This is a genomic window from Pseudoalteromonas sp. Z9A4 (assembly GCF_011378845.1).
Taxonomy (GTDB): domain Bacteria; phylum Pseudomonadota; class Gammaproteobacteria; order Enterobacterales; family Alteromonadaceae; genus Pseudoalteromonas; species Pseudoalteromonas arctica.
On record NZ_WTLA01000008.1, the window covers coordinates 25924 to 46695 of the forward strand.

Annotated in this window: 13 protein-coding genes; 5 read left to right on the top strand and 8 right to left on the bottom strand. The window is 37.4% G+C overall.

All coding sequences use genetic code 11. The features are described 5' to 3' along the window. Positions 1–398: 398 nt before the first annotated feature. Positions 399–1388, top strand: coding sequence for an MBL fold metallo-hydrolase (locus GQR54_RS08180; protein ID WP_206017649.1), 990 nt, complete (start codon positions 399–401; stop codon positions 1386–1388). A 15-nt stretch (positions 1389–1403) separates the two neighbouring features. Next, positions 1404–2663 carry a DUF1566 domain-containing protein gene (locus GQR54_RS19760; protein WP_346766079.1) on the top strand — a complete coding sequence of 420 codons (1260 nt, stop codon included), beginning with the start codon at positions 1404–1406 and terminating at the stop codon, positions 2661–2663. Between the two features lie 330 nt (positions 2664–2993). Here the strand turns inward: GQR54_RS19760 and GQR54_RS08195 are convergent, their stop codons facing one another. Continuing rightward, a complete protein-coding gene (locus GQR54_RS08195) occupies positions 2994–3899 on the bottom strand; it encodes a LysR family transcriptional regulator (RefSeq protein ID WP_166377111.1) in 906 nt (301 codons plus the stop codon). A gap of 89 nt (positions 3900–3988) precedes the next feature. On the opposite strand from GQR54_RS08195, the gene GQR54_RS08200 reads away from it, so the two are divergent. After that, the gene (locus GQR54_RS08200) at positions 3989–4591 is read left to right on the top strand and encodes a short chain dehydrogenase (RefSeq protein ID WP_166377112.1); all 603 of its coding nucleotides are present in this window, start codon (positions 3989–3991) and stop codon (positions 4589–4591) included. A 1476-nt stretch (positions 4592–6067) separates the two neighbouring features. Here the strand turns inward: GQR54_RS08200 and GQR54_RS08205 are convergent. Then, positions 6068–8257, bottom strand: coding sequence for a family 16 glycosylhydrolase (locus tag GQR54_RS08205; protein WP_166377113.1), 2190 nt, complete (start codon positions 8255–8257; stop codon positions 6068–6070). Continuing rightward, positions 8254–9102, bottom strand: a complete 849-nt coding sequence (locus GQR54_RS08210; RefSeq protein ID WP_166377114.1) for a glycosyltransferase — start codon at positions 9100–9102, stop codon at positions 8254–8256. Before GQR54_RS08210 ends, GQR54_RS08205 begins: the two co-directional genes overlap by 4 nt. A gap of 603 nt (positions 9103–9705) precedes the next feature. Between GQR54_RS08210 and GQR54_RS08215 the strand changes: the two genes are divergently transcribed. Next, a complete protein-coding gene (locus GQR54_RS08215; RefSeq protein ID WP_002960627.1) occupies positions 9706–9900 on the top strand; it encodes a (2Fe-2S)-binding protein in 195 nt (64 codons plus the stop codon). A 66-nt stretch (positions 9901–9966) separates the two neighbouring features. Here GQR54_RS08215 and bfr (GQR54_RS08220) read toward each other — a convergent pair whose 3' ends face one another. The 5 genes from bfr (GQR54_RS08220) to GQR54_RS08240 all read right to left on the bottom strand — a co-directional run bounded on the left by bfr (GQR54_RS08220) (position 9967) and on the right by GQR54_RS08240 (position 15753). Beyond that, positions 9967–10431, bottom strand: a complete 465-nt coding sequence (gene bfr / locus GQR54_RS08220; RefSeq protein WP_024593101.1) for a bacterioferritin — start codon at positions 10429–10431, stop codon at positions 9967–9969. A 12-nt stretch (positions 10432–10443) separates the two neighbouring features. Further along, positions 10444–10914 carry a bacterioferritin gene (bfr, locus tag GQR54_RS08225; RefSeq protein ID WP_002958985.1) on the bottom strand — a complete coding sequence of 157 codons (471 nt, stop codon included), beginning with the start codon at positions 10912–10914 and terminating at the stop codon, positions 10444–10446. Between the two features lie 579 nt (positions 10915–11493). Then, the gene (locus GQR54_RS08230; RefSeq protein WP_166377115.1) at positions 11494–13629 is read right to left on the bottom strand and encodes a TonB-dependent receptor; all 2136 of its coding nucleotides are present in this window, start codon (positions 13627–13629) and stop codon (positions 11494–11496) included. Positions 13630–13701: 72 nt separating this feature from the next. Next, positions 13702–14772 carry a PepSY-associated TM helix domain-containing protein gene (locus GQR54_RS08235; protein WP_166377116.1) on the bottom strand — a complete coding sequence of 357 codons (1071 nt, stop codon included), beginning with the start codon at positions 14770–14772 and terminating at the stop codon, positions 13702–13704. A gap of 114 nt (positions 14773–14886) precedes the next feature. Further along, positions 14887–15753, bottom strand: a complete 867-nt coding sequence (locus GQR54_RS08240; RefSeq protein ID WP_166377117.1) for a cation diffusion facilitator family transporter — start codon at positions 15751–15753, stop codon at positions 14887–14889. A gap of 251 nt (positions 15754–16004) precedes the next feature. On the opposite strand from GQR54_RS08240, the gene GQR54_RS08245 reads away from it, so the two are divergent. After that, positions 16005–20768, top strand: coding sequence for a PAS domain-containing protein (locus GQR54_RS08245; RefSeq protein ID WP_166377118.1), 4764 nt, complete (start codon positions 16005–16007; stop codon positions 20766–20768). The last annotated feature ends 4 nt before the right edge of the window (positions 20769–20772 follow it).

Here is a 20772-nt window from a genome sequence, read left to right on the forward strand (position 1 = left end):
ATAACGCTTGCTACAACATTACAAACTTACCATGCACATGAGGTGCAATTATGTTGATAAGTTTACTCATTACTGAGCGGGCTACTCCCCTAAGAGGCGGGCATTATTCCACAAAACTTTTGCGTGGTAAATATTAAGAATCACACATAGTTAATTTATACGATAACAATAAAGTTAGCCGGTATATTTATTGAGTATTTTTATATAGTAATGTGACAGCACAACAGCTATGGTGTTTGCAATTAGTGGAGTAAAGTTTTGTAAATTCCCAGAAAGTTTCAAGCTATATTTGTATAGTCACTCCAAATTGGGTGTGTTTATATTTAATAAAGTTTTGGAGTTTGCTATGAAAAAAGTCGTCATTGCGTTAATCCTATTAAGTTCTCAGTTATTGACTGTTGCAAGCGCAGGATCAGTTAACAGCAACGATTATAGGTTCAGGCTCGCCTATTTATAATGAAAATAGAGCCAGTGCAAGCACGCTAATTTCAGCAGGCGATACGCACATACTGGTAGATATGGGAAACGGCACTCAAGCTAATTTAGCTAAGTTAGGTTTTGAGCCTCGAAATTTATCTGCTCTTATCTTTACTCACCATCATCTTGATCATAATGAAGAATTTGTACCTATATTTATTCGCTCTTTATTAGGGCGAGACAATTTCTCTATAGCCGGCCCGCCTAATACAGTGAAACTAACTGAGTCAAATTTAGGGCTGTATAGCGAAGATATTAACTATCGATTAAGTAAAACTCAACGAACATTAGCTGAGCGTAAAAAAGCTTTTGAGGTAAGCGACTTAAAAGGAGGGGAGTCATTTAAAATTGGCGACATTCTTGTAACCACCTTACAAGTACCACATACAATTTACACTTTAGCATATCGATTTGACTTTAACGGGCAATCAATAGTTATTACAGGTGATCTTACTTATTCAGATAAGCTACCTAGCTTTGCTCAAAATGCCGACTTTATGATAATTGATTCTGGCGGCATGATTATGGAAGACGGACGTCAAAAAAATGAAAGAAAAACGAGCAACAAAGTAACGAAAAACCAAGGAAGTAATAGGCAAAAGAAGGGCGGTGCACATCTTAACTTAGCTGATTCGAGTAGCATAGCGAAGCAAGCTAACGTTACAAATTTAGTTTATACACACTTCAACTCTACAACTGTTGATGTTGCTGCTAGTTTGAAGGAAATTCAAAAAAATTACCGAGGAAACATTGTTTTTGGCGAAGATTCAATGGTGCTAAAAACAGATATTACCTCAAGTAAACCTAAAGCTTTAAACAGTTACACTATTGTTGATTCAGGGCAAAGAATTGCTTACAGCAACAATAGTATTATTTCATTACCTCAAAACGAAGATGACTTTTTTGGTTAAGATGCTAATTATATTATTAACCCACCTTCATATACCGACAACCAAAATGGCACAGTAACCGATAATGTAACGGGGCTTGTTTGGCAACAAGATATGGGCCAAAAATCAACACTTGTGGATGCATTAAAAAAGGTTGAAAGCGTAAAGTTAGGCGGTTATAGCGATTGGCGCGTACCGACTATTAAAGAACTTTATTCGCTAATTCAATTTTCAGGCAGTGTTAAAGGAGATAAAGCACTATACCCTTTCATCGACACTAAATATTTTAATCAACCGATTGGTAATACCAACGCTAATGAGCGAGAAATTGATGCTCAAACTTGGTCAAGTACCGAGTATGTCGGCAAAACAATGAAGAACGATGATACCGTTTTTGGTGTTAACTTTGTTGATGGTCGCATTAAAGGTTACCCAAAATATAATCCTCGTACCTCCGAGCCAAATAAAATGTATTTTAGATTTGTGAGGGGAAACACTGATTATGGAAAAAATAACTTTGTTGAAAATGCTGACGGAACTGTCTCAGATAAAGCGACGGGATTAATGTGGCGACAAGCTGACAGCAATAAAGGCTTAAACTGGCAACAAGCATTGCAATATGCACAAAATTCAACTTTTGGTGGCTATAGCGATTGGCGCTTACCCAATGCGAAAGAGTTGCAAAGTATTGTTGATTATACACGCTCTCCAGAGACATCGAATTCAGCAGCTATCGATCCTATTTTTAAAGCTACGTCTATTAAAAATGAAGCTGGCGAAAAAGATTATCCATACTATTGGAGCTCTACTACTCACCTTGATGGCCCAGTTCAAGCTGAAGGTGCAGTATATATTGCTTTTGGTGAAGCTCTAGGTGAAATGCATGGTAAAACTATGGATGTTCACGGAGCAGGTTCACAACGAAGTGACCCTAAAACTGGCGAGCCAACATCAAGAGGTCCACAGGGCGACATGATCAGAGTGAAAAATTATGTTCGATTAGTGAGAGGCGGAAATGTTTCTATTCCAGCAAAAGCGCTAAGTGAAAATAGAAGTGAATACAGTAATAAAAGTACATCGTTAATAGGCAACTCAACACAACGGCTAACCACGCAATCTATTAAAAAAGGCGATAATAAATTTATTAACCGCTTTGATAAAAATAGAGATGGAAAAGTTGAGCTATCAGAGTTTAAAGCCACAGAGCAACGCTTTAATCACTTTGATAAAAATAAGGATGGTTATATAAGCGCAGATGAGGCACCTACAGGTCCGCCTAAAAACGCTAGTAAATAATACTCTTATTTAATAAAACCTTAATTCCGATAGTGATCTATATACTTTAATTTGCTATCGGGAATCAGGCTTTAAAAATCATATATTAAACGGTCATTTAAAAGGCATGCAAACTATTAATTGTTGCAACAGTCTGATTTATCACGCAGCCGAACTTAACCAAAGAGCTGCTGTTCGAACCTACTTAAGCACATCAATACTTGGCTTTCCTGCGTTCGATGTTTGTATTTTTATCGCTAGGAATTATGTGTTTAAGCTTACTGGCGCTATCACGTAAACCACATTTTATACTTAAGAAGGAGTAATAAAGTAATAGTCCGTTGTACTGCTTTATGTAATACGTTTAGGTTTGTTACTAAGTAAGTGTCGTACCATTTCACTCAGTACAGGGTTTTGCATGCGATTAGCCGTATAGACCAATGAAACAGGTGTTGCAGGCATCTGAAATGGTTCAAGAATAGATACGAGTTCACCATTGTTAATGTAGTCCTGCACTAAAAAGTCAGGCAAAAACGCGATACCATGACCTGCGGCTGAGTATTCAGCCGTAATATTTCCGTAATTAACTTCAATCGTCCCCGTAACATTAACATGTCGCTCATTGTTATCTTCAAAGTAGCGCCAGCGACAAGGGGTACGAATCGAGGAATCAATTATACAATTGTGTTTTGTAAGTTCTTTAGGATGTTGGGGTGTACCGTATTTTGCTAAGTAATCAGGACTTGCGACATATAACACATTTAATTCAGTAAAATTTCGCGCGATAAGCCGAGAATCCGACAATTCATGTACTCGAATAGCAAGATCAATACCTTCCTCAACCAAGTTAATATAACGATTTAGTAATATGAGCGTGATTTTTACAGCAGGGTGTTGATGCAAAAACTCCCCAATTAAATGAGTGATACCAAGTTGTTCAGCATTAGGGGGAGCACTAATTCGAAGGTGCCCTGCAATAATGTGCTGATTGATATCTGCTCGACCCTCAAGGTTTTCCAAAGCATCAACAATCAGATTGAACTGCTCTAAATAATGCTCACCTTCTGCAGTGAGGTTCATAGCACGCGTTGTGCGATGAAGCAGTTGACAACCAAAGTGCTTTTCTAGCTCAGATACCTGCTTGCTAACTGCAGAAACAACAATACCCAATTGGTCCGCTGCCTTGCTAAAACTGCCTAAATCGAGAACAACTTGAAAAGTTGTTATTGCACGCACAATATCTATTTTTCTCTTCATGTGAATAGTGTTTTTGTTTTTTGCTTATTTTTCAATTATAAGTCTATTGTTATAGTTTACTCAACCTTAAAGAGATTGGAATAAACAATATGAAAATTCTATTAATAGGTGCCTCTGGCACTATCGGAAAAGCAGTAACTAAACGCCTAGCAATTAACGATGAGATTATAGCTGCAGGATACTCAAATGCTGAGGTGATTGTAGATTTAGGTAGCGCAGAGTCAATTAAAAAAATGTTTGAACAAGTCGGGCAAGTTGATGCGGTTATCTCAACCGCTGGGGTTGCAAACTTTGGATCTTTTGATCAACTTTCTGATGATGAGTATCAACTAGCACTTAACAACAAGCTAATGGGGCAAGTTAACTTAGTACGCTTGGGACGTGCTTATATAAGCAACGGTGGTTCAATAACGTTAACTTCGGGTGTATTGTCACGAGAGCCTATGATTGGTAGCACAGCCGTTAGTATGGTTAATGGAGCATTGGAAAGCTTTGTTAAAGCAGCGTCGCTTGAAATTGACAACTTTCGACTTAATGTTGTGTCGCCAATTTTTGTAAAGGAAACAATGGCTATGATGGGCATGGACACCGAAGGCGGACTGTCGGCAGATGACACAGCTAAGACATATATTGCTGCTGTAACGGGTTCAATGCATGGCACAACACTTGATACTCCTGATCACGCTAACTAATTTTTGATGAATGCTACGCTAATGCTGAAACTCAAAATTTAGTAGGCTTACTCAGAGCTGATCAAGAACCATGATGTATTTTAAGGTATGGTTTATCAAAACAAAAGTCAGCACAGCTCTGGGTATTTAACATACGGCACGCTATGAGCGATTCAACTGAAATTTATGAGATATTAAATTGCATATTGAATAATTACCTCCGACAATTTGGTATATACAAAAAGTTGAGGGGAATGAATAATATTAGGCGTGACGTAGTTCGTGTGAAAAGACATAGTGGAGCGGTTGGCGTAATAGGTGGCTAAAAACATACAGCGGGTAGTCGGCAGTCAGCGAGAAGCGGTCGTTCGGGTGAGTCGTCATTAACTTAGTAATAATAAATGGAAACTTTCCCCTTTTTACATATTTATATAAGCTACAGTAAGCATAATATTTATAGCTGGCAATAACTTATAGTATTTGCTATTAATATAAGTTCACAAAATAAGGATGTCTTCGCGCTAAAATAGGGAAGTGTCCTCTGATAAAGTTATTATACATTTAGAAGGAGGTGTAGTGATCCGTGCTCTTAAAATTTTAATCTTTGGACTATTTAGTGGACCAATTCTAGCCGAATTAATCGGTTTCATATCCCCTTTTGTCATGTTACGAAATGAAGAATTAGGTTATCAATTCCAAGATTCAGCTTATTACATCGGAGCATTTTCAAGTGTGTTTTTTTCAGTAGCATTGCTGTTCGCTGCTTTTAACACGTCAAAGATTTCCTATAAAATTGGGAGCTCTGTTATAGCTTTACTTTACATAATTTCCTCGTGTTATGTTTTTCTCGACAGTGAGAGCCGAATGGAAACGATAATCTATGGCTTAAATTATTTGTGCAGTGTGGCTAGTTTAACTTTAGGGGCCTTTATCGCCTTACACTGTTTTAAAAACACAACTCACTCTGTATATAAACATGCATAACAACTCAATAAACTCGCTCACTACGTTCGCTGGGACGCATACACGCAGGGCGGCTTCGCTATTATGTCCTACGTGCCTGCGCCCGTTATTGAAAAGTTATATTTCTCATAGGGATTCATGATTACTCCAACTAATTTATTCAAATATCGTAAATTCGATAAAAGTAGTATCGAACTGCTAGTGAATAGAGAGCTATGGTTTGCTAATCCTAGTTCATTGAATGACCCATTTGAGGGGGAGTCTTCATTTTCAGAAGTTCTCCAAGCTGTTTGGGAACACTACATCAAGCTTGAAAGGGCGTTTCACACCAGTAGCATTGTGATTTAGTTCTGGTTTCATAGTGACCTCCTATTTAAAAGTCACTATGAGGGTAGCGAATGTATTACTGATTAGGATTTGGGCAAAAACGAGTTACTAATAATGACGATGAGGATCGTATTATCGTGTCTTTATATAAATTAGCTCGAACTACGAGCCTTCACTTTGTTCACCAAATGTAGCTGTTCTATTTTTCTATATGTCCTCTAACTCCAAGTCATTTTCTTTTAAGCCTCGTTTATCAATTACAATGGCTTTTTCATTAATGCACTTCCTAGCCTGAATAGAAATGCCTATTAGCTCCATAACTGCTGGTAGTTTAGAGCTTTCTATTTTGCCAGCTAATTCACGAGATCTTGTAGGCCATAAGTTGACGTGAAATTGCATTGGTAAATGAGGTATCGGAGTTGGCCCCCAATTTGAACGTCTATGAACTAAGTTATCATCAACAAACCACTTTATTTCGTTCTCAGACCATTCTATTGCATATCGATGAAACTCTTTAGTTGCATCGAAACCCAGTTCTATTTCAAATGGAGTCCCTCTATACCCGTAATCAAATCTTGCACCATCGACACCGGGGTTATAATAGACATTAGTTAACATTTTGGTTGGCTTGTTACCAACAAACTCTATGTCGATTTCCTGTCGAGGGGAATCTCTGTGTAAGAAAATCCCAGTTACTAACCCAGAAACTTTTGGCGGTTTTAGCTCTGCTTCAAATTTTCCATATAGAAAACTTTCATGCGATGTGATTGCTGAAGAGCTATATTGTCTAACCTCCATATTTTCTTTTCGTGCGACAAAGTTGGCTTTAGTTCTGCTTTTTATCTGCAAATTGTCTGGCGAAAATAAACACTCATTGCCGGGAAATGTATCGTCTCGATAGAACCAAAAGTTACTGTTATCCAATTGGTAATCGGTGATAGGTTTATTAGCCGTTAGTTTTCGTGATTGAATATAATCAAATTCTTTATTTTGCCTATCAATTATCCACGGTGATTCATCCCTATCTAACCATCTATTTTGTCCAATAGAGCTGTTTATAACCTCTACATTTCTTTTGGGTATCCCCTCAATCTTGGGATAAGGACTTACAGGAGGGACTACATTCAAAAATTCGCATATATCTTTCCATTGATAACAATTCTTTTCGTTTAGTAAAAGAAGCCTACTTCCCCAAGCAGCCTTTAACTCATCCATGTCTTCATGAGGGGAATTGCCTTGAAACATTATCATCTGAGCATTTGGATATAGCTTGGCAAGGTGCTTCCACTCATTTTCGAGGCAGCCTACATTTACATATGCATCAAAAATTCTCTCTTTTGTAACATTTAGAAGGCTCATTCTTTCTTCATCAGGAAGCTTATAAATATCACTACAGCATCGATATCCAAGCATTGATAAAGACATTGCCAAAGAGGTCAGTTCACTACCTCCTATTCCTGAGGAAAATATTGGCTTATTTAACTCTCCAGAATTGAAATAGCTTGGAGCACCATCATTTAGAACACCAATCTTTGATAAGATCGGCAGTATAGAGTAAAAATTACCAGAAATTTCATCACTTCTTTGAGGAATAATTGACTTGTTATTCATGATGGCACTCAGAATATCGAATTTGTGATTTATCCACAGATCTACAGGGCCAACAATAGGTAACATACTTAATAGCTTCTTCGCACCTTGTTTGGAAAGTACATATCCAGACATATACCAAATGCCTCTGAAAAGCTTGAAAGTACTTGAGGTAAATTTAATTTTTTCGGCCCCCATATCCACCTCTTTAAATGACAAAAACAATACATCAAAATTGTTGTTCAGGGGGGATTTTTGACTTAATTCAATCCAACTCTTTTCCATTAAAGCCGCAAAATTAGGATGGAGGCACACATCATCTTCCAGTACTAAACTATATTCTTCATCTCCATTTGCGATTCTTTTCCAAACTTTGATATGAGAACAGGCAACTGCGATTTCTTGCTTACTCATTTTAACTTTCATATCTAAGTTCAATTTTTGTGGCAATGCCTGACAAGGATCTACAAATAGCTGCTCTTGGAGCGTATATTCTGATTTAACTTCTGCTGTTATTTGATTATTAGTCTCATTCAATGCGTCAACAGCAACAATCCTGTGTAATAACGTTGTTAAAGGTTTTCCTTCGCGCTCTGTTACTCTTGATAGCTCCTCCTTGATATTTGCTAGTCTTTCTTGTTGGCGATCTAAATTGATTACATATATTTTCTCAATCGACCTTGAATTATTCTCTGTTTTTCTAGCGCTAAATGCGGCGCATCGTTTTTTTGTTAGAGTACGAAGAAAATAATTTCTAAACTTCCACCATATTTGAACGAAATTTGTTCTTTTCTTATTGTGATTCATCCTGAATATCCTTGTATTACTGCTTCATCAAACATCTTTCGATTAGATAAACGCCAATTTCTTGCATCATTTCGATAAGACAACGACCAAATATTATTGGAATGAATTTCCCAATCAGTGAGGATTTCTATCGTTGTTTTATTTTGACTGGCTACGTACAGAGCAACAACGCTTGCAGTTAAATTTCCGGGACCTGCCGTAGACTGAATTTCCGGCAAGCTTCTAAAATCAATCAAATTTAGGATATTAGTTGCTCTCTCTAGGGCATACTGAACAACAGGGTTGTTTTTACCCGATATTAGAGGGTTGTTATTGAAGTAATATATCCTCGATTTCTTATACGAATGCCCAATGAAATGTTCTGAAGAAACCATAGCATCTGAATCGATGTCATAACAAAGCGGGTGCAGTTTTAACTCGGAATCCTCGAAATATTTTTCAATGCATTTACCTGCATATACTTCATCTGAATCAACATACATACCACCAGAACAATATATGTAGCAAAGTCTGAAATAGTCGCTCTTCATTGCCGGATGATAGCAATTCACAAAAGCCTTAAGATGTTTTTCAGATAAATTGGTTGCAATATATTCCTGTGCAGATTCTTGAGAAAATACTTTGTAGTCAAACCCCAATGACTTTAGGGACTTCCATGAGTCCATGCAATCCAGAACATCAGTGGGTATTTCCTTTTTATCCCAAAATTGAATAATAGTCCTAGGTGTCTTATCAATAGCTTGTTTATTTTGGGAGTAATTTAGCAAATCAAATACTATCTGCGAGCGTTGTGCGTCACTTTCAGATTTCTCAATTGCTTCGGATGGAAGGGTTAAGTACAACATCAATATCCTTATTCGTTACTTTTTCCCATATTAACGTTTAATTCATTCTTTGATAAAGCTATTTTTTCATGAAAACAACCCGCTACCATCTTCAGCTGAAGGGGGAGTTTCTTTCTTAACTCGTCTTGGGGCATAAACGAGTTAGTACCACCGTCCGCTCATGGCACTCTCCAGCCACTCGACACCATAAAATGTTGATAATAATTGGCAAGGTATTTTACTGTGTCGGATGGCGCTTCGCTTATCCGACCTACAAAGGCACAAAGCGGAAATCACCTACCCATAAATTCCGTATTTATACATTAAGGTTTTTAAAGCCTTAATGTAATTAATTTTCAGCCATTCAACCATTCAACCATTCAACTATTTACCTAAATCTAAACCTACTTAAATTTAAGGTGGACTCTAATTGATAAATCTCAATCTGAGTGCCACACCTTGCTTAAAATTAAAACTATTCTCAATCTGCCGCGAATTCTCAACTTAAGTGGCGCTGGCCAAAAAAAATTTTAAATAATACATATTAGCTAAATAACAATTGATAACCATTTTTGTTTAGATTAGTATGTACGCACTAAATGAAATTGAGAGTGGTTTGTATTCATGTATATTTGTCTATGTCACGGTGTGACTGATAAAAAAATTGAGCAAACAATTGACGATGGTGCAACGACCATGCGTGAATTAACTAAAGAGCTTAAAGTAGGCAGCCAATGCGGTAAGTGTTGTGGTTGTACTAAAAAGATCCTTAATCGCAGACTTATTCAAATTGCGGATGTAACGGATCAAGTTGCTTAATTTCATATAAAAACTTAGATATAAAAAAAGCAGCTTTTTAGCTGCTTTTTTTATGCTTGTTACTATTTACAGTTGAGACTGCAAGTAGTTTTTAATACCCGTATTTTTAATAAGCAATTGTTGGGTTTCTAACCAATCAATTTGCTCTTCTTGTTCATTTAAAATGTGATCAAGGGCTTCACGGGTAATATAATCTTTTTTGCTTTCAGCCAGTTTAACTGCGCTTTGTAACTCACCAATAGTATCAAGTTCAAAACTCATGTTAGCTGCAATCATTTCTTCGCTGTTTTCACCAATACGTAATCGGCCCAAATCTTGAAGATTTGGTAAGCCTTCTAAAAACAAAATACGTTCGATTAAACGATCGGCGTTTTTCATTTTTTGAATTGATACTTTGTAATCTGCTTTGTCTAGTTGAGTGAAACCAAAATCTTTAAACATGCGTGCATGTAAAAAGTATTGGTTAATACCAACAAGCTCATTAGCGAGTACTTTATTAAGCGCTGCAATAACGTCTTTATCGCCTTTCATAATATGCTCCTACTAAGCCATTTGTGCTTGATGATAATTTTCAGAACCAATCTTATCAATTAAGCCAAGTTGCTGCTCTAACCAGTAAACATGGTCTTCTTCGGTATCAAATAACAGTTTTTCTAAAATGCTACGAGATTGATAATCTTGTTGTTCTTCACATATTGCGATGACGTCTTTAACACACGCAACTACTTCAAGCTCTAGTGTTAAATCGTTTTGCATCATGCTTTTTACATCGTTACCGATAAGTAAATCACGGCGCTTAGTCATATTTGGTACACCTTCTAAAAACAAGATGCGCTTAATAAGCCAGTCTGCGTGATCTTTTTCTTCTTCCATTTCGTGGTTAAGGCGCTCGTATAGTTTGTTTAAACCCCAGTCGTCATACATGCGCGAGTGTATAAAATACTGATCGATTGCTGCTAATTCGTTAGCTAACAATGTATTAAACGCATCGATTACTTTTTGATTACCTTTCATGATAAATCGCCTTAACTATTTCAATTGTATGCAGTGTAGTACAAATAACCTATATTGCAAGTTTTCTCTATAAAAATCATTGCGTTACTATTGGTTTTGATTCTTATTTAAGTTTGCGTTACTGCTTGGCTTATGGACAGTTTTTTATTTGCATTAGCATCTAATACAAGATCATGATTGCTATGGCGTATTGAACTTTGGTGGTTGAATTTGCAGCAGTGTGTTTGGTTTTTAGGCAAGGCAGTGCCTATGTAGTGTGGTTATTCCCCATAAATAGGCGATAACGCAGCATAAAGACCAAACATGCGCTGCCCAAAGGGTTCTTTCTAGGGACGATTAACTTTTTGTTGCTCGGTTTTTACTTATTCTTACATGGATGTAAGCCAGTAGAATAACGCAGGAGCAGTTATCGAGCCCACTAGGTTACAAACCTCGCGCCGCAATTTAATCGCCCCTAGATTGAACAAATCTCAATCCACAAAGATCAACACGCCCTAAATAAAAATTGAGACGTTTATTTATGCGGGATTTGTTGAGCATATAGGCATGCAGGGCATGCCTATTACGCGTGCTTATTTGTTAAAATTGATATTTAGCACCCAGCGTTGCCGTTGTGCCTAATCCTTTAATATTGTATCCACCGTAGGTGTATGCCTGTGCGCGGGCAGGGTAGTAATCACTATTGAATAGGTTTTCTATTCCAAAATACCCACTCCATTGAGCGTTAACATTGTATTGGCCACTTAAGTTGAATGTGTTGTAGCTACTAACAGGGCCCTGATCGCCAGAGTATTGGCCTTGCGCATTTTTATCAAAGCGCTTTCTGTCGCCTACATATAAAAAGCTCATTGCAAGCGATAGCTCGTCATTTGTTTGCCACGTTACATTCGCTGTTGCTTTAGGTGGGCTAATTTGACTTGCGCCTAGATAGTCATCGGCCTCGGTATTTTTACCTTCTACGTAACTGTATGTGGCGCTTAACTTAAGGTCTTGGGTAATAGTGTAATTAACTAACCCTTCGTAACCCCATATTTCTTGTGGCGCACGCACAGGTTCGTAAACTCCTGTTACTTCATTATACTCATTACTTGTACCAAGCTCTGAGGTACTTCTGTAAAGAGCAAATTCAAAACGTACGTTTTCAAACTGTGAGGTAAAACCAACTTCGTAATTGTCGATTATTGAGGCTTGTGTTTGAATAAGTGCAATGTCGTCAACGGTTGCAGCGCGAAGTAGGCGACCAATATCAGAAATATCAGAGCCCTGTGAGTAACTAAAAAACGGGCTAAAGGCATCTGTTAAGTTATATTTAATACCGGCGTTATAGGTTGTTGCATCGTAATTAATGGTGTCGCCACGCACATTTAATGGTACTGAACATTGCGATACGGTTTTGCAAAGTTTTAGCGTTTGGTAGTCACTTACGCTCAAATCAATGCTTTCGTTTCTTACACCCGCTTTTACAATAATGTCGTCGTTTATTACCCATTTGGTTTGTAAAAAGCCTGCCACACTTTCCATGTCCATTTCTGGCACCCACACACGACCATCTACTAAAGGTTGCGATGTTTTATCGTTTAAGGCATCAATACCGTAGATTAGGGTGGCTGTTACGTTTTCAAAATCAAACTGGCTATTAAATGTAGCTCTGGCACCTTGCTTGTCTGATTTAATAACCGATTGACCACCGGTATAACCTTCATCAAGATTGGCTAAAGCGGTTGAGAAAAAGAATACGTTTTCTATATTTTGTTTATACAGATCGAGGGTCATTTGTGTGTTTTCAAACAACGCGTAATCAACATATTTTAGGGTTATATTTTCGTTGCCTTCTGGGCCTTGCGGCTTACCTTGTTTTTGAAGCTCTAAGGGGACGTGTATAGCGTATGTTTTTTCCCCTATATTGCCATCGCCTGTAACATCGCCTAAATCAGTTTTTTGCTGTGAGCTGTAAAAGTTATAGCTAAACTGCAGTTGCTTTTCGTCGTCAAAATCATAAGTTAGTTTGGTAAAATAGTTTTGAGTTTCAGAGTCTGATAAACCATATTGCAAGCCTAAAATATCGCCCTCTGCATCGCGTTGTACGCCGTTTTCTTCATAGCTTGCCGTTAACAGGTAGCTTAGTTTATCGAGCTTTCCGTTTACTGCGGCCGCTATTCTACCGCCGCCACTTTCTGCTAATTTAACAGCGCTAAAGCGGCTTGAAATACTTATTTCACCTTCAGGTTTTCCATCACTGCGAGCCTGTTTTGTTATGTAGTTAATAATGCCACCTGAGGCACCATTACCATAAATAGACGTTGCGCCTTTTATGACTTCAATGCGCGCTATGGCACTAGCATCAAGCGTTTTTACGCCTAAAGAACCATTACGAAGAGGGGTTGATTGCGGTACACCATCAATCATTATTAAAGGCGCACGGCCGCGTAGTGTTTGTCCTGAATTACTTGAACTACCAGTATCTGGGGCAAGGCCAGGAACCATTTGCGCGAGTAAACTTCCCAGCTCTGAGCTTACTTTTAAATGCTGTTGTATTTGTTGCTGATTAATAACGGTAATCGAGGCAGGTACTTCGTCAATGTTCTCTGATATGCGGCTGCCAGATACAATGACATGTTCTAACTGATCAGAAGTGTATTCATTTTTATTATTTTCATTTGCTAACGTGTTAGTACTTATTGCAACAGCAATAAGGCAAAGCGAAGTTTTTAACATGGGGTGTCTTAGTTGATAATAATTGTCGTAATGGTAATTATTATCAGCTAATGACACAAGTGTTAATGAGATTTATTTCCATTTATGGCGTTTTAACCAAAAATATACACCGCTTACAATAAAAAATGCGAGTGAAAGGGCTATTAATAACCATAAAAACTGCACTATAGGACCTGCAAAATCACCAATGTGAAACTTATACTTAAAGTTCCATGCTTGTGTTGTGAAGTTGGTTTTACTGGCGTCAAATGAGTTTAATACTTTACCAGTAAATGGGTTAGTCCAAACCCAGCTGTAAGCGTGGCTTTCGCCAGGGTTTTGCATTCTCAGTGCAATTGCTTCGTCATCTTTTTTAGGTAAGTAAATTCTATATACTTTGCCATCCGGAAATACGTTCTCTGCATTTTTAATTGCTTGATTGTAGTTTAACGCAGCTTGAGAAGGGGCTATTATTTTTGGCGCGTCAGGTCTTTGTTCTACTTTATTAAACGTCACAAATTCTAATACAGATTGAGTTTGTGTTTTCCAGTTAAATGCCATGCCAGTAAAGGCAATAAGCATAAGCGGTATAAAAAAGTAAACACCAAGCACCGTATGTAATTGATACATGAGCACTCTAAATTTGGCTTTTGGTTTTATAGCTAAACGTTTAACTCTGTTTTTGGGCTTTACCCATAAATAAAAGCCGAGTAATACATTTATTAAAAGTAGCAATGCACATACCGACATCCAATTTCGAAAGGTTTTTTCACCCTTACTGTTTTCAAACAACAGCCAGCGATGCAATCCCATCGCAAACCCATAAATCGTATCTGTTGATTCATAGACGTTTAGTACATCCCCTGAGTAGGGGTTAACGCTGGCGTAGTGTTTATTGGCTAACCTAAATTGCCATGCGGCGTTTGGCGTTTGTTCGGGCATAAAAAAAGTGATTTTTTGCTTAGTTTGAGCTCGTACATTTTGTATAAGTTCATCGTAAGGCATTAAATTTTCTTGTGGTGTTACTTGCCATTTTGCGGGTTCTATTAAGTGCTGTATATCTTTTGCATAAATCATAACAGCACCGGTTAAGCTCACTATTAATAAAAATAGTCCGCTAATAAGGGCAAGGCCTAAATGAATTCTACGTAACCAAAGTTTCAAAAACGGTATCTCATTATGAGTTAATGGGAATATTGTAAATGATAATACGAGCTGTTTTCAATTAAATAGTTATGTATTTGGTTTAGCTTGTTATTAAGAGCATTAAATTGGGCTTTAATTTGCGATTGGTCGGATTTCTATTATGCAATTTTCGATATTAAAATTGTCGTGTAAAAAGCTTTTTATTGTTGGCAAATTAATTAAGTGCTGAGTGCTAATAACAAGCTCACAATAATTTTCTTTATCATCTAGTTGCCAAAGCTTAATGCTAACTACCGACTCGATATTAAATTCATTACTAATAGCATGTGATATTGCGTGTGTATCAATGTTATTAGGCGCTGCTTGCATTAAAATTTTGCAGCTTTGCTTTAATAGTAAAATGCCATGATAAATTACATAGATAGAAATAAGCACAGTGGCAATTAAATCAACAATATACCATTGGTATAAAATAATTAAGGTGCCTGCAATAATAACAACAATAGATGCCATTGCATCTGATACGTTATGAATAAAGGCCGCTTTTATATTTATACTGTGATTTGCTCCAGCTCGGTAGGTTAAATACGCTGTTGCTAAATCAATTACCAACGCTATTGCTGCCACCCACACAACTATCCAGCCATTAATTGGTTGAGGGTTTAAATAGCTCGAAATGGCTTCAAAAATTAAATACACGCCAATTAATATTAATGTACTGCTATTAAAAAGTGTGGCAAGTATTTCAGCGCGTTTATAGCCAAAATGATGAGTGCCGTCAGCAGGTTTATTACCTACTTTACGTGCAATCAAGGCTATAAATATAGCGGCAGCATCACTTAAATTATGAAGGGCATCGGCTATAAGTGACAAACTGCCCGAAAATATCCCGCCAATAACTTGGGCTACGGTTAGCAATACATTAATAACCACAGCGACGGTGAGCTGTTTATTGCTTTGGTTTTCGTCTACATGACTATGTGAGTGATCGTGCGCCATAATGCCCTCAAACGCATTGATTGAATACTGCTTATATCACGAGGGGTTTAAAACAGCTACAGAAGTTGTAGCGTAAGCAAGCGTAATTATAAGTTAGTAATAAAAGCGTATTTTTTAAAAAATGTGAATTTAAGATTGTAACGCTAAATACCCAGTTTTTAAGGAGTTTACCTCTCAAAACTTGCGTCTTTATATATTTAGTGCATTAATGTAAGTAATATTAAATGATTATAAGTTGCTGGATATTAAGCATGGACAAAGGTTTAAACTTTGGTGAATTAACAGGTAAAGGACAGTCTGTACGAAGTAAGTTAATTATAACCTTTATAATTATAGCCTTAGGGCCACTTTGTATACTTACGTGGTTTAGTCTTGAACATGTAAATAGCACGCTTAAACAAAATGCAGACACTGAACTTAACGAGCTTAATAATATAGGGAAGCAATTTGCTGATATTTGGTTTGCAGACCATGTTAAAGATTTATATTTGCTTAGGGCACAATTTGATATCAGTCCCAATAAAAAACAAAAATTAATTAATCAGTTTATTGAGCAGTATGACTTTGTTAATCATGTAGAGCTTATTGATGTAAACCTCGTTAACTCATCGTCTTCATCTCCCTTTTTTAATGTTATTAAAGAGCAGCGCTTTAATAACATACGTTCTGGCATTATAAATACAGGCAAAATCCAATTCCAGTCAATGACTGCTTCAGGGCGTGAGTACCACATTATTGGCTTACCGATATTAAATGATGAAAATAAGTTACAAGCAATATTGCTTGCAGATATAAATTTAAATGGCTTATTAAATAATCTAAGTAAAATACACGCTGCTAATAAAGACATAACATTTTATGTTATGCACAATAATAAAATTCAAAAAAGAAATAATTCAGGCGATACCCAACCATCATTTTTCTCTCAAAACGGCTCACCAATACAACGTGTTTTTTCTTATAGTAATAAAAATAAAGTCACTTTATATGGGTATATTAATTCATTAGAATTTTTAAATGAGTCTGGCTGGCAGTTACTTGTATCAAAACCAAAAGAAGTCGCGCTACAAGGCGCTGATTATTATAAGCAGCTTGCTGTATTAACAAATGCGGGCGCCTTACTGCTTATATTAACGTTGTCGTGGTGGTTTGGTCGCCGGCTTTCTCAGCCTTTAATTAACTTAGCTAAAATTGTTGAAAATATTACAAAAGGCGATTTGGTTAAAGTGCCAATAATAAACGATAGTATAGAGTTTAATCAGCTTTCATTGGGCTTACGTAAGTTAGTAGCCGTAAAAGCAGAGCAACAAAGTATATTACAAAAACAACGTTCGGCACTTCAAATTGCATTAAAACAATTAGCTGAACAAAAAAGTGCATTAGATGAACATGCCATTGTTGCGGTAACTGACTTACATGGCACTATCACTTTTGTAAATAAGAAATTTTGTGAGATTAGTGGTTTCGATGAACATGAATTAATAGGGGAAAACCATCGCCTTTTAAATTCAGGTAAACACGAAAAAGAATTCTTTAAAAGTATGTATAAAACGCTTAAACGTGGCGATATATGGAACGGGCAAATATGTAATAAAGCTAAGGATGGTGGTTTTTATTGGGTAGATACGACTATTGTGCCGTTTTTAGATGAAAACGGTAAACCACAAAACTATATTGCTATTCGTACTGACATTTCAGCACTTAAGTTACAAGAGCTAGAGCTTGAACAGCATAAAACGCAGCTACAACTAGTGATTGACTCAACAGCCGTTGGTATTTGGGATTGGTATATCGATACTAATAAAGTGACATTTAATAATCGCTGGGCCGAGATTATAGGTTATAAACTCAATGAGATTGAACCATGCACTATAGATACCTGGTATAGCTATGCTCACCCTGAAGACTTGGTAATATCAAATAAAAAACTTCAAGAGCACTTTGCAGGCGAGACTGACTATTATGTTAGTGAAGCTCGCATGAAACATAAAGATGGGCATTGGATTTGGGTACTTGATACAGCAAAAGTTGTCGAGTGGAACACCGATGGCTCCCCAAAACGCATGATAGGTACGCATTTAGACATATCTGATCAAAAATCTACACAGCATGAACTACAAGGAAGCCGAGACAGATTTGCATCTTTGGTATCAAATATACCCGGCATTATTTATCGATGTAAGTTTGATGATAAGTTAAGCATGCTTTATATGAGCGAACAAGCGAGTGAAATAACAGGCTATTCGCCTGATGAGTTGATACATAACGAAGCCCTCTGTTTTTTTGATTTAATCTGCGAAGACGATTCTAAAAAAATAAAAGCTGAAATTTTACGCTGTGTTAGCGCTAAGCTGCCATGGTCTGTTGAATATAGAATTACAGCCCGCGATGGCTCTTTGCATTGGGTAAACGAAAAGGGCCAAGCGATTTACGCAGATGATGGCAACATATTGTATTTAGATGGATTTATTTTAGATATTACGGATCGTTACAATACACAGTTAGAAATAAGTCGTCAGCAAAATTTGCTCGAATCAATGAGTAAGCAAGGGCAGATTGGCGCATGGGAAATTGACTTAGAAGCGCATACGCTTTATTGGTCTGATGAAGTTAAAGTTATTCATGAGGTACCAGATGGGTATGAGCCTAGCATAGATACCGCAATTAATTTTTATAAACCTGGGATACACCGAGATACTATAAGCACCTTGTTTGAATGCGCTTTGACTTTAGGTGAAAGCTGGAGTGTAGAGCTTATTATTTTGACCTATTCGGGACAAGAACGTTGGGTTAAATCGATGGGCCAAGCAGAGCTTAGAGATGGAAAATGCGTACGTGTTTTTGGCTCGTTTCAAAGTATTGATGCGCATAAACGCCTTGAACTTGAAAGCGAAAAAACAAACAGGTATAACAAAAACTTAGCCGCACTCACTGTTGCTCCTGAAGTGCAAAATAGTGATGTAGAACAAGTTAAAAAGCTAGCCGTTAAATCTATGTGTGAAGTGCTAAATATTGCACGTGCTTCGGTATGGATTTTTAACGATCAACGTGATGTGATGGCGTGTCATAGTTTATATATAGATGGGCAAGGGTTTGTAGATACAAATGCGATTTTAACTGCTAAAGACTACCCTGAATATTATAGCGCCATTTATAAGCAAAACTTAGTAGCTATTGATGATGTTTATACGCACCCAGCAACTGTTGATTTTATAGAAGCGTATGCAAAACCATTAAATATTAAATCGATGCTTGATGCAGTGATAGCAACAGGTGATGGTAATTTAGGTATTTTGTGTGCTGAAACGGTAGGCGAGCATCGCAATTGGACACAAAGCGAAGAAACGTATCTTCGATCATTAGCTACTTTAGTGGGAAGCACTTTGGTTTCTCAGCAACGTAAAGTAATCAGTGAAGAGTTAAAAGTAGCCCTTATAAAAGCTGAAGATGCAGCTATTGCTAAGAGCCAATTTTTAGCCACTATGAGCCATGAAATAAGAACGCCAATGAATGGCGTACTCGGTATGCTTGAGCTTGTTCAATTAGAGTCACTCCCTAAACCAATAGAAACAAAAGTAGGTATTGCCAAAACAAGTGCACATTCTTTATTAGCCGTGATCAACGATATTTTAGACTTCTCTAAAGCCGAAGCCGGTAAGATAGAACTTGAAGAAATTAACTTTAATGGACGTGATTTAATTGGCGAAGTTGCTGCTGCACAAGCATTGACGGCTCAAGAAAAAGGTATAGAAATAATTTTAGATTTGGTAGCGCTAGAACCTTCGCAGTTATGCGGAGATCCTGGGCGCATTCGGCAAGTACTTACTAATTTGCTGAGTAACGCCGTTAAGTTTACGAGTAAGGGCGAGGTTGTTGTAAGCGCCAAAATTAATAAAGTGGCTCAAGGTTTAGAATTTGTTGCAAGTATAAAAGATTCAGGCATAGGAATAAGTGAAGAAAAGCAACAGCAGTTATTTACCCCTTTCTCTCAGGTGGATGCATCAACAACGCGTGAATACGGAGGCAGTGGCTTAGGGCTGGCCATTTGTAAGCAGCTTTGTGAGTTAATGGGGGGGGCAATTTCTCTTACAAGTGAAGCAGGTAAAGGGAGTACCTTTACCGCCACTATAATGCTAACTCCGGGAGATCAAAAAGAGCGTTATATCCCTAATATTAATATGGAAGAGCTAACAGTTTTAGTTGTTGACGATAACGAGACAAATCGAATTGTAATTTCACAACAGCTTGAACATTGGGGCGCTAAGGTTGCACTTGCATGTGATGCGCATCAAGCACTTGATATGTGCGCGCAGCAATATAAAGATAAAAGTTGCATGTACGATATTGCAGTGCTTGATATGCAAATGCCAGGAATGGATGGCATAGAGCTGTGTAAAGCACTAAAAGCACATGAACATTATAAATCAATGCCACTTGTAATGATGACTAGTATTGCAGGTATGGAAGGCGCGCAGCGTTATTCTGATGCTGGCTTTCAGGCATATTTTCCTAAACCAGTAACCACTGCCGATTTAATTTCTGCACTGTCGGTTATAACGAGTAATGATGCAGGCGAGACACTACCACTTGTTACGTCAGGCTATATTTCGTCACTTAAAAAAGAAAAGGTGCAGGAATCTTCCCAAATATTACTGGTAGAAGATAATCCTATTAATCAACAGGTAGCTAGATTAATGCTCAAGAAGCTTAATTGTGACGTTACCATTGCTGAGAATGGCCAATTAGCGATTGATATATTAAAAGCCCATGATTCAGGATACTTTAAGCTCGTACTTATGGATTGCCAAATGCCTGTTATGGATGGTTTTGCTGCAACCGTTGCTATTCGTAAAGGCGTGGCGGGCATACAGCATAAAAACATTAAAATAATCGCTATCACCGCAAATGCAATGAACTCAGATAAAGAGCGTTGTATAACCGCTGGAATGGATGACTACTTGAGTAAACCTATTCAATTAGATATTTTAAAAGATAAATTAGAGCAGTATATTTAAGGTA